Consider the following 15,917-nt stretch of genomic DNA (forward strand, 5'->3'; position numbering starts at 1 on the left):
ACTATTATGGATGAACCAAGCGAAGCATTAGCAACGGGTATTGATACCTACGACGTTGGCATGTTGTTCGAGCGAATCGCAGCATCACCAGCAGAGTTCTGGCAAAAGGTTGCCGTGATCGTTACCGCCACCGTTGTACTACTTTATGTTGTGGATCAAATCTTTAAGTTCCTCGAAAAGCATCCCCGCGGTGACATTATGGACGCTTGGTGGTTTGGCTTACGTCGGCCGTCCGCCTTTCTTGTCATCATAGCGGGGCTTTATGCGCTGGCGAAGATTGAACAATTTGGCTTTAACAAAGGTTATCCCCTAGGCGTTGTCAATTTACTAAAGTTATCAGCGGCTTGGGTGTTTACCTGGGTAATGTTTCGCTTCGCGCGAAGACTGCAGTTAAATATTTCCACGGATAGGTTTCACCCAGCTCGCGTAGATTTAGGTACGGCGGATTCGCTGCGAACGCTCATTCGTTTATTTGCGGTGAGTTGCGGCATTCTCTACACCTTAGACACGCTAGGCTTTAACCTCTCCAGCTTACTTGCCTTCGGTTCAGTGAGTGGTTTGGTTGCCGGTTTGGCGGCCAAAGATCTGGTGGCAAACTTTGCCGGTTCAATCATGATTCGTATGGACCGGCCTTTTGTGGTTGGTGAATGGATTCGCTCGCCGGATCAAGAGATTGAAGGGACCGTGGAGGAAATTGGTGTGCGAGTAACGCGAATTCGTACCTTTGACCAGCGCCCGCTTTACGTGCCTAATTCAACGTTTACGAGAATATCAGTGGAGACCCCATCACGGATGTTGAATCGGCGAATCAAGGAAACCATTGGCGTGCGCTACGACGATGCAGCGGTAGTGAAACCTATCATTGATGACGTGAGGGCAATGCTGGCCGAACACGATGCCATCGATAAGAATCGAATTCTCATGGTAAACCTACTCAGCTTTGGCCCGTCAGCCTTAGAGTTCTTTATCTACACCTTTACGCGCACCACGGATTGGGCGACTTATCATCAAATAAAAGAAGATGTGTTACTGAAGGTAATGGATATCATCGCCTCGCACAATGCAGAGGTTGCTTTCCCAACGCAGACGCTCAAAGTTGAAATGGAGCCCTCGGAGCAAGGCTAAACGCTTTTCGTTAGCGTATTGGCATTACATTGCAGCTCGGCAATTAAGTTGTCGAGCTGTTTACGTTTTGTCTCGGAAAGGCTTGCCAGTAGCTTCTCTTCGTAAGATTGTGCCACCGGAACGATATCGTTGTAGATTTCAATGCCTTTATCGGTAAGCGTTAAGTAGGCTCTACGACGGTCAATGGTGCAGGGCTCTCGTTCTATATAGCCCATCTGAACTAGGCTTGATACAGCTCGGCTTATTGCTACTTTGTCCATTTGTGTCATTGATGCAAGGTCAACGGCGGTGGAACCCGGTTTCTGGGCTAGCAGTGCAATGACTCGCCACCCTGAAATGCTCAAATTGAAACGATCCGCATAGTATTCCGAAATCGCATTGGAAACGACATTCGAGAGGACTGATAGGCGGTAGGGCAAAAATTGAGCCAGTTCCATGTTGCGACTTCCTTGATGGTGAAGTAGTGGTAAGCGGTTCGTTGTTATCCTGTTATATCACAGCTGATTTTAAGTCAGAAATAGCGTTATCGATTCGACTTAATAACTTTTTGTCCTGTATAGCAAGCAACTGCTCCGTTGATTCCATGACGAAGTAGTTAGGCTGAGGTATGTCAATCCGATAGCGCGTTCGAAGAATGGTGTCGATATCGAACGGATGGTGATTGACCACCGAGACATCCAGCGAATGACTAATCTCTTTAGGAGAGCTCAGAATGCCTCCACCGAATATCTTGGTTGTACCCGCTTCACGTATTAACCCGAATTCAATGGTAAACCAATAGATTCGAGCTAAAGCAACCTGTTGTTCATGGCTGCATTGAACACCAAGTTTGCCAATCCAGTGTGTAAAGGTAGCAAACTCCGGATTGCAGAGGATAGGGCAGTGACCCATTACTTCATGAAAGAGATCTGGTTCGGGTAAGTAATCAAGTTGATCGGGGCGGCGCATGAAAGTTGCCGCGGGAAAACGTTTATCCGCAAGTAATCCGAAGAAACGCTTGAAGTTGATGAGCGCGTCCACAGGCTCTAACCGCCAGCCAGTTTCGGCAAATAATACTCGATTTACCTCGGGAAGCTGAGCAGGACCATCCTCGGATAGCCCCAGCGTTTTCATTCCCTCAACATAGGAGGCGCAAGCGTGTTCTTGGGCAAGCGGCTGCTGCCAATTGAAAAGATGCTGCCAAGTTTCGGCATCTTCCTTTGAGTAGGCCACATAACCCTTTTCGTCAACGGGTATAGCGGTGTAGGCGCTATTCTTCATCATGAACGTCCCAAACTATTGTTGTTCTTTTGGTTTCAAGTGTAACTAGTTGGCTCAATGAAAGCAAACGGGGAAATTGAGCAGCGTGAATCGTCATTTCAATGTTGCCTAACGACTTCGATTAAGCGACTATTAACGTTATTATTCTTAGGATCTTAGGAGATCGAAATGGCGGAAATACGTCGCGACGTCAAACCAGTGGAAATCAACTACCTCTGTGACAAATGCGAAAAGGGCATGGTGATCAAATTAGAGAGAGATGTGACTGACGAAAAGAATCATCAGTGCGTTATCTGCGGTGAAGGTTATCACTTTACTGGCAAGGGCTACCCGCGAATTGTCTACGCACCGGTTGAGTAACTACTTTCGGTTGAGCGGTCTAATCCGTTGAATGAATAGGTAATTCAATAGTCACCTCGGTTTCCGCTTGGCTATTGAGGCCTATCCGAATAGAACCGCCGTGGCGATTTTCGATGATATGAAAACACAAACTTAAACCTAGACCATAACCAGAACCTGCTTCTTTAGTGGTGAAGAAGGGGGCAAAAACCTGCTCGGCCACGCTCGGCCACGCTCGGCCACGCTCGGCCACGCCCGGCTCAATCGCCTTACCATTATTACTAATTGCCAAGACTTGATAGCCGTCGGTTTGTGTTTGTGATATGCAAATTTGCGGTGCATCCAGATCGCCGGCGGCATCTCTTGCGTTGCCAAAGATATTGTCGAGTACTTGGCGAATTTCAATGGGGTTGCATAGCACTCGCTCTTCTTCGTTAGTACAGGGTGCTATGTCAATCCTGACCTCGTTCTCCCGCTGAAACTCGTCGGCCGCAACGTTTAGTAACTGACATATATTAACCCGTTCTTTGGGTATCGCCGACGAATTGCCAAAGGTAAGCATGTTGGCAACGAGATCGGAGATCCGAGTTGTGGCGCTAAGGCAATTACCGGTAATCTCAGTTAGTCGTAACTCGTTGACAATTGAGGCAAAGTCATCGGGTTTGAGCTGACGATTTGCTAATTTTTCCTGCAGTATCGGATTATTGACGTCCAGTCGCTTTACTAGAGTAGATAGTGTGGTGGTAACGGCCATCAACGGATTATTTATTTCGTGAGCAATGCCCGAGGTCAATGTTTCAATAGTGGTCATTTGAGTAAAGAATTTTTCACGAGCAAGCAAGTCAAATTCTGCCGAGGCGTTACTCAGTGCGATGACGGCGCCACTGCGATTATCTAAAACGTTGATGGTCATTTTTGTTTCAAGCCAGCCCAATTTCATAAGCTTGCCAACGTTTGGATTGATCAGTGAGCGCCTTCGGGCAATTAATTTCTCAAGATCGATGTGCTCATAACCGGATAGTTTTTTGCTGGCTAAGTGGTTGAAGCTGACGGTGCCGGCTTTGCCGGGTAAATTGGCAAGCGCTCGTTGCGCTGTTTTGTTGCTGCATAGAATCTGACCGCGCTGATCAACGCAGAACATGGCTGCTGGGAGCTGATCCAGAATCAGCTGTTGGGCCTGCTGTTTGATGGCCGATAGGCCGTCATTGCCGGCTGGATTCAGAGCGCTGTGGCGACTTTGGTAATAGGCTCGGCAACACAAGAGTGTCACGGTAATTGAAGAAGCAATACAGATGACCGCAATGGCAAGGATACCCATCATAACTACTATCAGTTATTCTCATTATTTTAATGGTTGGAAGATTGATGTCGTTAACTCATCTTAAAGAGGCCCTCGACAAAAAGCTACTGGTGCGCGCATATACCCAGAATGGCTGTCGGTTTGAGGTTGCCCATCTTGATGCCATTGACCTACAGTGGGGCGGAAATAAGCTTTATAAGCTGATTGGTTTCTTAGCGGACTTATCGCCAGGGGACACCCTCGTGAGTTTTGGCGGCGAACACTCAAACCATCTTTATGCGCTGGCGGCATTAGCGGACGAATTTCGCTTGGTTGTCTACATTCGAAAATCCTTTCACTCGCGCCCTCATGCTGAGAGCTCAGTTTTAGCATTGTTAGCTCAGAGGGGGGTGGAGTGTCGATTTTTGTCGAGTGAGGACTACCAGCGAGCGCGTAACGATGAGGCGTTTCGACAGTCGCTTGGGACGCTTCATGGCGCCGCTTGTATTATCCCAGAAGGAGGCAATGGTGCTAAGGCTGAGATAGGCCTTCGGCATCTAGCCCATCAGTTGAATCAACAATTCGAGATGCCCACAGAATTTCACCTCGCTGCGGGCACCGGGACCACCGCACGTGGTTTGGCTGAACACCTTGATGATCGTCACCAATTGGTGGTCACGCCGGTGGTGACACCCAACCAGCTTGGCTTCGATGATCTGCCGAAAGCTAAGCTGGTGTGGTATCAACCCAGAAAGCGGTTTGCTAAGTTGAAGCTCGCAGATCAACAGCGTTTGGCTGCCTGCGCGGAAATTTCGTTGAAGCTGGACCGCGTGTATACGATTCACGCGTTGGAGACGCTCCTAAACTCACAATTCAACGGCGCTAAATGTCTGATTCACACGGGTGGAATGCGTTCGCAAAGCGCCAACTTGTGATATGCTCATATAAAACTTAACAGGCTAGGAACAGCATGAAAATTGAGCGCGTGGGGATTCTAGGACATAAATATAACCCACAGGTTGCTGAGACAATGATCTCGGTCGTTGATGTGCTAATTAATCGTGGGGTACGCGTCTTTATCGATCGTTCGAACCCCTACGCCGAACAACTCAAGAACGTTGAATTGGTTGGTATCGACGATATCGGTCAACAGGCTGATTTGGTGATCGTCGTGGGTGGTGACGGAACCCTGTTGGGAAGCGCGCGAAAGTTAGCGGCTTACGACGTGCCCATGCTAGGTGTAAATCGGGGTAAGTTGGGTTTCCTCACGGATATTGTGCCATCGGAGGTCGAACCCAGTATTACCAGAATACTGGATGGCAACTACTACGAAGAGCAACGCTTCTTGCTCGACGCTACGCTTTATCGAAATGGCGTGGAAATTGCCAATTCTCAGGCGCTGAACGATGTTGTTTTGCACCCAGGTCAGTCCGTCAGAATGATTGAGTTTGAAGTCTTTATTGATGGTCACTTTGTCTATTCTCAGAGTTCAGATGGTTTAATTCTCGCCACGCCAACAGGGTCCACGGCATATAGCTTATCCGCCGGCGGTCCGTTATTGCATCCCAGCCTCAATGCATTTGTGATGGTTCCTATGTTCCCTCACGGACTTACTAATCGCCCCATCGTGGTTCCTGGAACCAGTGAGCTTAGAATTGTTATTGCCAAACATAATCGGACTTACCCGCGAGTGACCTGTGACGGGCAGTCGCATGCCGCCACGCAACCCGGTGACGAGCTGATCGTCAAGCAATACGAAAAGCCGTTAACGCTTATTCATCCTACTAACCATAATTTCTATCAGATCTGTCGATCTAAGTTAGGTTGGGGGAGTCGATTGGTGTGAGTAGCGGCTTTGACATCATTGGAGATATCCATGGCGAGTCGGATAAACTCGAGGCGCTGTTGCTGGCAATGGGTTATCGCGAGCAGACGGGAGTATTCCAGCACCCAGATCGCAAAGCTATTTTCGTTGGAGATATCATTGATCGGGGGCCTGGCGTCCGCCGAGTTGTGGAAATTGTCAGTCGGATGGTGGGGGATGATCATGCCTATTTAGTGCTGGGCAATCACGAACTAAACCTAATTAATTGGTTTCGGCCATTAGGCCTGTCTAAAACCTTCGCTCATCCCCACAGCAAGGCTAATCGCTTACAGCTCAGTGCAACCCTTGATGTGTTCTCCGAAGATGAAGCAAAATCGTTGGCGAATTGGTTGAGCTACCAACCGCTATTTCTTGAGTTTCCTAAGTTTCGGGTTGCTCATGCGCTCTGGGATCAGCACTTTATTAGCCGCTTTATAGATACCTACAGTAGTTGTTGTCTATCGCCTGAAGTTTTGCGGCAATCTGATCGCAACCCTTGGCTACTTCAAGGCTTAGATCGTTTAACGCGCGGACTTAATCTCCGCCTTCCTGAAGGTTATTTTTTGACCGGAAATGACGGTGTTTCGCGTAAGCGTATTCGGGCTAAATTTTGGGGTGAGGCTGCGAGTAACTACGGTAACGTTTTACTGCAAGCGCAGCCACTGCCGCCGGAGTTAGCAGCGCGGGAGCTGACGGCTATTCAGAAACAGCAGCTGTGTCGCTATGGGGCGCAGGAGCGACCGTTATTTGTCGGCCATTACTGGCAGAGTCTACCAACCAACTTATTTAGCGCCAATATTGCCTGCGTCGATTTTTCGGCGGCGGGTACAGGACCGTTGGTTGCTTACCGACTTTATCACCATCATACGGCGCTTAATCCAGAACATTATTTTTACGTATAATTAAGTGACCAGTATTCGCGTGGTTCATTGTGCTCAGCGAAGGTGAGTATCGCCAATTAAGCAGCGCTAGAGACCGCGAATCTAAACTAAAGCAGGAACAAAAATGGAATACAGCGAAGCGATTCGACAAATGCCTCGACACCAATACGACGCGTTGAAAACAGCGCTTGAAACGGGGAAGTGGCCGGATGGAAAGAACCTTAGTCCTGAGCAGCGTAAACACTGTATGACTGCGGTTATTGCCTACGGTGAGATGCACCTAGCTGAGGATGAGCGAGTGGGATATATCTATAATCCCAAGCACGATCACTGTGAAAGTGATGACGTACAGCCGCTCAAGTGGGATAAGTAGAGTGAGAGGCTTAGCATCAAAGTTACAGGTCGAATCGCCGGATGGTATGGCGGAGTACCGACTTCGACTTGGCAACGAACAACGCTTACTCAACGATATGATCGGTCAGTCACTTTCGCTGCGCTTTCATGGTGAAATCCGTTGTGGCCATTGCGCCAAGATAACGAAGAAGAGCTACTCGCAAGGCTACTGCTTTCAATGCATGCAGACATTACCCCAGTGCGATAGCTGTATTATGAGTCCTGAGAAGTGCCACCTCCACTTAGGTAGCTGCCGCGATGCAGAGTGGGGCAAAGCCAACTGCGAAATTGATCATATTGTCTATTTAGCCAATTCATCGGGCCTGAAGATAGGCATTACACGCCACAGCCAAGTGCCAACGCGCTGGCTTGATCAGGGGGCGGTAGCCGCAGTACCGTTATACCGAGTGGCCACCCGGCGACTTTCCGGTTTGATTGAAGCGCACGCAAAAGGGTCGGTTGCCGATAAAACGAATTGGCGAGCGATGCTGAAAAATGAGGTCCCAGAGATCGACTTGAGCCAGGCTGCCACTAAGATGCAGCAGCAGTTGAGTGAATATGTTGAGGACTTACAATTTGCGTTTGGCGCTAATGCCATCATGCCGTTAGTGCCCTCAGTCTGGACTACCGACTATCCCGTGAGTGAATATCCCACCAAAGTAGTTTCGTTGAATTTAGAAAAATTAGGCGAAGTGGCGGGGAAACTGATGGGCATTAAAGGTCAGTATCTAATTTTTGATACCGGTGTAATCAACTTACGAAAGTACACCGGTTACGACATTGAATGTAAAGTGAGTTAAGCGGCTATGAGTATGCAACCCAGCACTATCTATCTGGCGGACTATCGACCACCGAACTTCAGCGTTTCCCACGTTGAACTGGACTTTGACATCCACCCAACACAAACCCGTGTGGTGTCTACCATGACCATGAAGCGTCATCCGCAGGGCGAGGCGATTATCGTACTTAATGGCTTTGAACTAACGTTAATTGCTATTGAATTGAATGGTCGCGAGCTATTGGCGGGCGAGTATCATCGAGATGAAGAATCGCTGAGCATTCCCTGCGACGAATTCGATGTGACGGTTCGTGTAATCACCGAAATTAACCCACTCGACAACAAAGCGCTAGAGGGGCTCTACCGCAGCGCCTCCATGTTTTGTACTCAGTGTGAAGCCGAGGGTTTTAGGCGGATTAGCTATTTTCCAGATCGTCCAGATGTATTGGCGACTTATCGCGTTCGAATTGAAGCGGATAAAGCCGAATGCCCGGTGCTGCTTAGTAATGGCAACCTAGAACTGTCTGGTGAGCTGGATAATCAGCGGCACTTCAGCGTCTGGTACGATCCCTTTCCCAAGCCCAGTTATCTCTTTGCGTTAGTAGCAGGGGATCTCAGCGCACAAAGCGACGTCTTCGTGACGGCAAGTGGTCGCGAGGTAGCGCTTCACCTTTATGTTGAAGCGAAAGATCTCGATAAATGTGACTTCGCCCTCGAGGCGCTGAAGCGTTCGATGATTTGGGACGAAGAAAAATACGGTCGAGAATATGACCTCGATCTCTTCAATATCGTGGCCGTAGACGATTTCAATATGGGTGCGATGGAGAATAAAAGTCTTAATATTTTCAATTCTTCGTGTGTGCTCGCGAAGCCCGAGACAACAACTGATCAGGCCTTTCAGCGGATTGAAGGGATTGTGGCGCACGAATATTTTCACAACTGGAGTGGCAACAGGGTGACCTGTCGTGACTGGTTTCAGCTTAGTTTGAAAGAGGGCTTTACGGTATATCGTGACGCCCAGTTCTCCGCTGATATGGGATCAGCTGCGGTCAAACGAATCGAAGATGTGGCGCTCTTACGTGCGCGGCAGTTTGCGGAAGATGCTGGGCCGTTGGCACACCCAGTTCGACCAGCGTCCTACATTGAAATCTCGAACTTCTACACGCTTACGGTGTATGAGAAAGGCGCAGAAGTGGTTCGGATGATTAACACCCTGATTGGTGACGACGCATTTCGTAAGGGCTCAGACCTGTATTTTGATCGCAACGACGGTACCGCGGCTACTATTGAAGACTTTATTGCGGCAATGGCCGAGGCAAGCGGGCGAGACTTTAGCGCCTTTATGTCCTGGTATTCGCAAGCTGGCACGCCAGAAGTCCACGTTACGGAGCGTTGGGATGAGACGTCGGGTTTTTATGAGCTGGCGTTCGAGCAGCGACTCCCGTTGGCGGGAGGTCGTGAGAACTGGAAGCCGTTAGTGATCCCCATTCGCTTAAGCCTGTTGGGTGAGGCGGGTGCTTTGGCTATTCAGCAGGCGGGCGCCGAGAGTGCCGACAATACTGAGTGGGTCTACGAGTTGGATCAGTATGAGGCTACCGTCAAGTTTGGCCCCTTTAATGAACGGCCGGTACCGAGTTTACTCCGCGATTTTTCTGCGCCGGTAAAACTTGTGGATACGCTAACTGATGAACAGCTCCGCTTTCTTATAGCTCGGGACACCGATGCATATGTTCGATGGGACAGCAGCCAGAAATTACTGTTGGCGGAAATTGAGCGCGCTAAATCAGACAGCTATTCATTGTGTCCAAAACTAAGCGAGGCATTAGCAGCCGTGCTAGCGGACGATGCGGCAGACCCAGCCTTGCGTGCCTACAGCTTGTCGTTACCTAGCGAAGCGCTGCTGCAGCAGGGCGAGAGCGTGGATCCCGTGGCGCTATTTACCGCCAAAGACCGAGTTAAAGCTGCTATTGCCACGGAGCTCCAGGAGCAATTTCGTACGATTGTTGCGCAGCGGGTCAGTTGGGATCAATACCAGCCTTCGGCCGAACAAGTTGGTCAACGTCTACTACAGAATTTGGCGCTTGATTACGTCGTTAAGCTCGGCGAATGCAGTGCGGCCGAGGCTCAGTTCGCGAGTGCTAATAATATGACGGATCAGCTCGCCGCGTTGCGTAGCTTATTCCGTTACGCTGATCGGCATCCAATGGCCGAGTTTATCTCTCAGTGGGCGGAAGACGGCTTAGTCCTTAACACCGCCTTTGCACTGCAAGCGAGTGCTCGTGATGGCGCAACACTGGCTGATATCCAACGTATTACTGAGCACCAGGCCTTTGACTTTGATAACCCGAATAAAGTTCGAGCAGTGTTCGGTAGCTTCGGCAGTGACAACACGCCGCTATTCCACGCGAAGGATGGTTCGGGTTATGAGTACTTGGGAGATATGGTGCTTAAAATTGATGAGTCCAATCCTCAAACTGCGTCTCGTTTAGCTGCGCCACTTACACGCTGGCGCAATCTAGCCCCGGCGTACTCTGCGGCAATGAAGGCAGTTTTAGAGCGCTTGGCGGGATGTCCCACGCTATCGAAAGACCTCTATGAGGTTGTTAGTAAGAGTTTGTTGTAATGGCTGATGATAAATCTTTATTCGAAGCCGAGATGGCGGGTGTAAAGAAGTTGAATATCGCTCCCCGAGTTGAGCGAAAGACGACTAGCTTGAGTGCTGAGCAGAAGAAAATTCGACGGACTATCGCTGTGTCGGAAGATTCTGTCGATTCAAACCAATTGATGACGGATCATCTAGAATTCGTTGAACCTCTGTCGTATCTTGAGTTCCATCGAACGGGTATTCAGCACGGGGTACTTAAAAGTCTCCGGTTGGGCAAGTACGGCATAGAGGCAAAGCTGGACTTACATCACCGCACAGTGGAGCAAGCTCGCTCAGACGTTTATGAGTTTGTTCGAGATTGTGTCCGCTACGACGTACGAACAGTTATCATCTCGCACGGCAAAGGCGAACGGAGTGAGCCAAAAGCTCTACTGAAGTCGCATGTAAACCGTTGGTTAAGGCACTTGGACGAAGTGATGGCGTTCTATACCGCGTTACCTCGCCACGGCGGCTATGGTGCTGTCTACGTCATGCTGCGTAAATCGCCCGAGAAGAAACTGGAGAATAAGGAGCGTCACGAACGCCGTCGTTAGTGGTGCCTATTTTAATAATAAAGAACGGGTGGCAAAACCGCCTACCTCATGACTACACTGTGTTTAACACGGGAAGAGAGCAGTTAAATGGGTAAAAAACAAATGGATCCCAATACACTACTAGCAGAGGCTCAAAAGGCTAACTGTAGTGAGCAACATTTAGCCTTTATTAGCGCTTGGCTAAGTAATTTTCCATTGGACGAATTCAGTTCGCGTAAGATTGAGAATGTCGCTGGATGGCTAGTTGACCTTGCTCATCAGCACGTGGGCCGAAGTGACGACTATATTCGTGTCTATAACCCAACGATCGAGCGAAATCGTTGGCAGGCGGCCAACTCGGTTGTGGTGATCTCGTTTACTGATCTGCCCTTTGTGATTGACTCTATTCGAATCGCGCTTGGGGTTATCGGTATTGAGGTTCGCCTGCTTCACAGTCATGTATTTGTCAGCGAACCCTCTCGCTCGCTTGCCTATATCGAAGTTGGTCGTCGCGAAAAGGCGGATGAACTTGAGGCCATTGCTACCGCGCTGAACAATACATTGAGCTCAGTGAAAAACGTGGTTGATGCCTTTCCCAGCATGCAAGAACAGGTTAAAACCCTGGTGGTCAACTACGAAAAGAAATTGGCAGGTGATCCAGCCCATGATTTTTTGGATTGGCTTCGCCGAGAGCACTTCATTTTTCTCGGCTACGGTGAGTGGTGTGATGGTAAGATTTCGCGCACGTTAGGGACTACCAAAGATAATAATGAAGATGATGATTTACTGTCTGTTCCGATTCTTTTGAAGGATGAGAACATCGCCTTTTCTAAGTCGTCTTCTCGCTCTCAGATTCATCGTCACGTTTACTCGGATTATGTAGTGATTCGCGATCCAAAGAAGCCCAAAGTTGAGCACCGTTTTGTGGGTTTGTTTACGTCCAGTGTCTATCATCAAAACCCATCATTAATTCCGGTGGTCCGTGACAAAATATCTTATGTATTGGCAAAGGCTAACCTGCCAACTAACAGCCATGATGGCAAGGTGCTTGATCAAATTCTAACCAATTACCCAACGGATGAGTTGTTTATCAGCTCGCCAGAGGAACTCTATTCGGGTGTGAACCGAGCGCTGCGTATTCAAGAGCGACCAATTGTCCGAGTTAGTATTCGCCGAGGCCGATTGGGTCGCTTTGTTAATTGTTTGGTTTACGTGCCACGGGATCGTTATAACACCGAACTACGTAAGAATATTCAGAAATACCTGAGTGACGAACTCAATGCCGTGGATAGTGAATTTACCACTTACTTTAGTGGCGGTAATCACGCTCGTGTTCATTTCATTCTCCGGACCGCCAGTAATGAGCGCCGCGATGTTGATCTCGCAAGTTTAGAAGAGACGATTCTTGATATGTGTCGTGAGTGGCCAGATCGACTGCGCGATACGCTTTGCGAGACCTTGGGTGATGACGTAGGTAGTCGTTTAGCTAGTTTGTATCAAGGGGCATTCCCGGCGGCCTATCGCGACGATTATGATACCCGCTTCGCAGGCCGAGATATTGTCACGATTGATGAAATGGCAAATGATCAGTCGATGGCGGTGAGTTTCTATCAACGCGTCGGCGACGCCGATAATGCAGCGCGGTTCCGAGTATTTCGCTTTGATACGCCTATTGGCCTCTCTGAAGTGTTGCCTAAGTTTGAGAACCTTGGCTGGTACGTCTTGGGTGAACACCCCTATGAAATTGATCGCCGTGACGGCGAGCGGGTATGGCTTCACGAATATCGAATCTTGGTTGAAGGGTTGAGTGGCGAAAAGATAGAACGCAACGCCACGCTTTGCCAGGAGGCTTTCGAGGCTGTATGGCGCGGCGATGCCGAGGATGACCGTTTTAACCGATTAGTCTTGAGAGCAGGACTCAGCTGGCAGCAAGTCGCAATCCTACGCAGTTATGCGCGCTATATGTTCCAAATCCAGTTTGGTTTTTCTTTAGACTATATTGCCGATACGCTATCGGAACACAGTGACGTTGCCACTCAACTTGTTGATCTCTTCGAGGCAATCTTCGACCCTGAACGAGCAGCGCTCGAACTCAGTGAAATTGATACGAAACTGCAAGCGTTGAGAGCGGAGATTGATCGGGTAGAGAGTTTGGACCAAGATCGTATTCTACGTCGCTACTTGGACTTGATAATGGGGACCGAGCGGACTAACTATTATCGTCCAACACTCTCCGGGCAGGAGCGCTCAGTACTGTCGTTCAAGCTTAATACCCGTCGAATTCCGGACCTTCCAAAGCCAACGCCATATTTTGAGATCTTTGTCTGTTCACCGCGAACAGAGGGTGTCCATTTACGTGGCGGTCCCGTGGCCAGGGGTGGGTTGCGATGGTCTGACCGTTTCGAGGACTATCGAACTGAAGTGCTAGGTTTGGTTAAGGCGCAGCAGGTCAAGAATTCAGTGATTGTACCGGTTGGTGCGAAGGGCGGCTTTGTTGCACGAAAGACCGATAGTAATTGGTCTCGGGACCGTTTCCTCGAAGAGGGGATTGCCTGCTACAAGGAATTTATCAGCGGCTTACTAGACATTACCGATAACCGTTCTGGTGAAGAGATCGTTTCGCCGCCATCGGTGATTTGTCGAGACGAGCCTGATCCGTATCTTGTTGTTGCTGCCGATAAGGGAACGGCAACCTTTTCTGATATCGCCAATGGCTTAGCAAATGAATACGGATTCTGGCTCGGCGACGCGTTTGCTTCGGGTGGCAGCCAGGGGTATGACCATAAGAAAATGGGTATCACCGCCAAGGGCGCGTGGGTCTCGGTACAGCGTCATTTCCGGGAGATGGGTATCGATGTTCAATCTGATCCGGTCACCGTCTTAGGTATTGGAGATATGTCTGGGGATGTGTTTGGTAACGGCATGTTGCTGTCGTCCTCGTTGAAAGTGGTAGCCGCTTTCAATCACCGCCACATTTTTATTGATCCCAACCCAAACCCGGCCAAGTCGTTCAAAGAACGACAGCGATTGTTTGAACTGCCGCGCTCTGGCTGGGATGACTACAACAGCAAGTTGATCTCGAAGGGTGGTGGTGTCTTCAGCCGTGGCGCGAAAGTCATTGAAATTTCGAAAGAAATGAAGGCGCTGTTCGCAATTGAAGAGTCTGAACTGCGTCCCACCGAGTTACTCGAACGCCTCCTAAAGGCGCCGCTCGATCTACTCTGGAACGGTGGTATTGGCACCTATGTAAAAGCGTCTACCGAGAATCATAGTGACGTGGGTGATAAAGCGAATGACAGCATCCGAGTAAATGGCGCGGAACTCGGCGCACGAGTTGTCGGGGAGGGCGGTAACCTCGGCCTAACTCAGCTAGGCCGTGTAGAATACTCGTTAGAAGGCGGACGCTGTAATACGGACTTCATCGATAATGCCGGTGGCGTAGACTGTTCAGACCATGAAGTTAATATCAAAATTCTACTCAATCAGCTGACACGTGACGGCGCAATGAGTGAGCTTCAGCGCAACGAGTTGCTTGAATCCATGACCGAGCAAGTGTCGAGTTTGGTGTTGCACAATAACGCGCTTCAAGCTCAGGCCATCAGTCTTGAGTCGCTCAGAAGTACCTATCGCAGCGGTGATCATCGGCGTTTCATTATTGACTTGGAGTCAATAAATGTTCTTGATCGTGAGTTGGAGTTCCTCCCCAGTGAGACGAGTCTGCAGACGCGAATCCAAGACCGAGAACAGGCGTTAAGCCGACCAGAACTGTCAATTTTGCTGTCCTACGCGAAATCAGAGCTGAAACGACATTTCGCTCGCCGTAATTTAATTACCGGCCCGTATCGCAAGGCGATGGTGCAGTCCGCTTTCCCTGAAATTCTCAGTAAGCGATTCCCTCAACAGATTGAGGAGCATCAGCTCAACACGGAAATTGTTGCCACACAGATGGCCAATGAAATTGTCAATTTCATGGGAATTACTTTCGTTCATCGGCTGAGAAAGTCTACCGGCGCGAGTTATCAAGCCATTGCTCGGGCTTGGATTTTCTGCCGCGAAGTCTTTAGCCTCAATACACTTTGGGATGACATTGCGGCGTTAGGCGCAAACGTTGATTCAACGGCGCTGTTGGAACAGCTAGATCGTGAACGAAGAATGGTTCGACGAGCGGCGCGTTGGTACATACACAATCGCCGAAGCTCCACGGATATCGAAGCGGATATCAAAGCTTTCAAGGACGAAGTCAGTCGTTTGATAGGGCAATTACCCAACTATTTGTCTACGCGTCAGCAGCGTAAATGGACGAATCGTTACAATGCCATGATCGAGGCTAATGTTCCCGAGCTATTGGCATCTCGTTGTGCGGCCACTGATTATCTTTTCGCGATGCTTAGTATTCGCGATGTCGCGGCGGAAACCGATACCGACAGTGTATTGGTGGGGAGCGCCTACTTTGAGGTCGCGTCGAAGCTTCGCCTCAATGATATCCATGATCTGTTGACCAGCTACAAGGTGCGGGATCAGTGGGAAGCAATGGCGAGGGAAGTTAACTTAGATGAGTTAAACCTCCGGCGAAGAGAGCTCACAGCCAGTGTTGTGCGAAGCCTTGAGGCGGGAGATGACAATGTCTGCAGTAGCGTAAGTAATTGGGTGGCGCAGAATAATGCTGCGGTAGCGCAATGGCAGGCTACAATGGCGGAGGTCGATGCAACCAATCAACATGGCTTCGCGCTTTTTGCCGTAACACTAAGGGCTTTATCTCAGTTGAGTTCTGACTGCTAAGGCGCGATAATCGCGCCTCAATTAATCGCAAAGTAGGATCAT

Annotated in this window: 13 protein-coding genes; 10 read left to right on the plus strand and 3 right to left on the minus strand. The window is 49.4% G+C overall.

Annotated elements, in window-relative coordinates; translation table 11 throughout:
• Positions 1-6 precede the first annotated feature (6 nt).
• Positions 7-1,125, plus strand: a complete 1,119-nt coding sequence (locus DFR27_RS04530) for a mechanosensitive ion channel family protein (RefSeq protein WP_245962601.1) — start codon at positions 7-9, stop codon at positions 1,123-1,125.
• On the opposite strand, the gene DFR27_RS04535 is transcribed toward DFR27_RS04530, so the two are convergent.
• Entirely contained in the window at positions 1,122-1,562 is a 441-nt protein-coding gene (locus DFR27_RS04535; protein ID WP_121876282.1) for a MarR family winged helix-turn-helix transcriptional regulator, read from the minus strand. The genes DFR27_RS04530 and DFR27_RS04535 overlap by 4 nt on opposite strands.
• Positions 1,563-1,614: 52 nt before the next feature.
• Positions 1,615-2,388, minus strand: coding sequence for a phenylalanine 4-monooxygenase (locus DFR27_RS04540; protein WP_211327565.1), 774 nt, complete (start codon positions 2,386-2,388; stop codon positions 1,615-1,617).
• A gap of 165 nt (positions 2,389-2,553) precedes the next feature.
• On the opposite strand from DFR27_RS04540, the gene DFR27_RS04545 reads away from it, so the two are divergent.
• Entirely contained in the window at positions 2,554-2,745 is a 192-nt protein-coding gene (locus DFR27_RS04545; RefSeq protein WP_121876283.1) for a type II citrate synthase, read from the plus strand.
• A gap of 19 nt (positions 2,746-2,764) precedes the next feature.
• Here DFR27_RS04545 and DFR27_RS04550 read toward each other — a convergent pair whose 3' ends face one another.
• Positions 2,765-4,045, minus strand: coding sequence for a sensor histidine kinase (locus tag DFR27_RS04550; protein ID WP_121876284.1), 1,281 nt, complete (start codon positions 4,043-4,045; stop codon positions 2,765-2,767).
• A 44-nt stretch (positions 4,046-4,089) separates the two neighbouring features.
• Between DFR27_RS04550 and DFR27_RS04555 the strand changes: the two genes are divergently transcribed.
• From DFR27_RS04555 to DFR27_RS04590, 8 genes are all read left to right on the plus strand, one after another.
• On the plus strand, positions 4,090-4,938 hold the full coding sequence (locus tag DFR27_RS04555) for a hypothetical protein (protein WP_121876285.1): 849 nt from the start codon (positions 4,090-4,092) through the stop codon (positions 4,936-4,938).
• A gap of 35 nt (positions 4,939-4,973) precedes the next feature.
• Positions 4,974-5,849, plus strand: a complete 876-nt coding sequence (locus DFR27_RS04560; RefSeq protein WP_121876286.1) for an NAD(+) kinase — start codon at positions 4,974-4,976, stop codon at positions 5,847-5,849.
• On the plus strand, positions 5,846-6,769 hold the full coding sequence (locus tag DFR27_RS04565; protein ID WP_170150775.1) for a metallophosphoesterase: 924 nt from the start codon (positions 5,846-5,848) through the stop codon (positions 6,767-6,769). Before DFR27_RS04560 ends, DFR27_RS04565 begins: the two co-directional genes overlap by 4 nt.
• A gap of 103 nt (positions 6,770-6,872) precedes the next feature.
• The gene (locus DFR27_RS04570; RefSeq protein WP_121876288.1) at positions 6,873-7,121 is read left to right on the plus strand and encodes a DUF1315 family protein; all 249 of its coding nucleotides are present in this window, start codon (positions 6,873-6,875) and stop codon (positions 7,119-7,121) included.
• 1 nt (position 7,122) lies between these two features.
• Positions 7,123-7,941: a DUF2797 domain-containing protein gene (locus DFR27_RS04575; RefSeq protein ID WP_245962602.1), complete on the plus strand. Its 819-nt coding sequence runs from the start codon at positions 7,123-7,125 to the stop codon at positions 7,939-7,941.
• Positions 7,942-7,953: 12 nt separating this feature from the next.
• On the plus strand, positions 7,954-10,542 hold the full coding sequence (pepN, locus tag DFR27_RS04580; RefSeq protein ID WP_245962603.1) for an aminopeptidase N: 2,589 nt from the start codon (positions 7,954-7,956) through the stop codon (positions 10,540-10,542).
• Positions 10,542-11,117, plus strand: a complete 576-nt coding sequence (gene smrA, locus DFR27_RS04585; protein WP_121876291.1) for a DNA endonuclease SmrA — start codon at positions 10,542-10,544, stop codon at positions 11,115-11,117. Before pepN ends, smrA begins: the two co-directional genes overlap by 1 nt.
• Before the next feature lie 87 nt (positions 11,118-11,204).
• On the plus strand, positions 11,205-15,875 hold the full coding sequence (locus DFR27_RS04590) for an NAD-glutamate dehydrogenase (RefSeq protein ID WP_121876292.1): 4,671 nt from the start codon (positions 11,205-11,207) through the stop codon (positions 15,873-15,875).
• Positions 15,876-15,917: the final 42 nt, after the last annotated feature.

The organism is Umboniibacter marinipuniceus (assembly GCF_003688415.1).
Taxonomy (GTDB): Bacteria; Pseudomonadota; Gammaproteobacteria; order Pseudomonadales; family DSM-25080; genus Umboniibacter; species Umboniibacter marinipuniceus.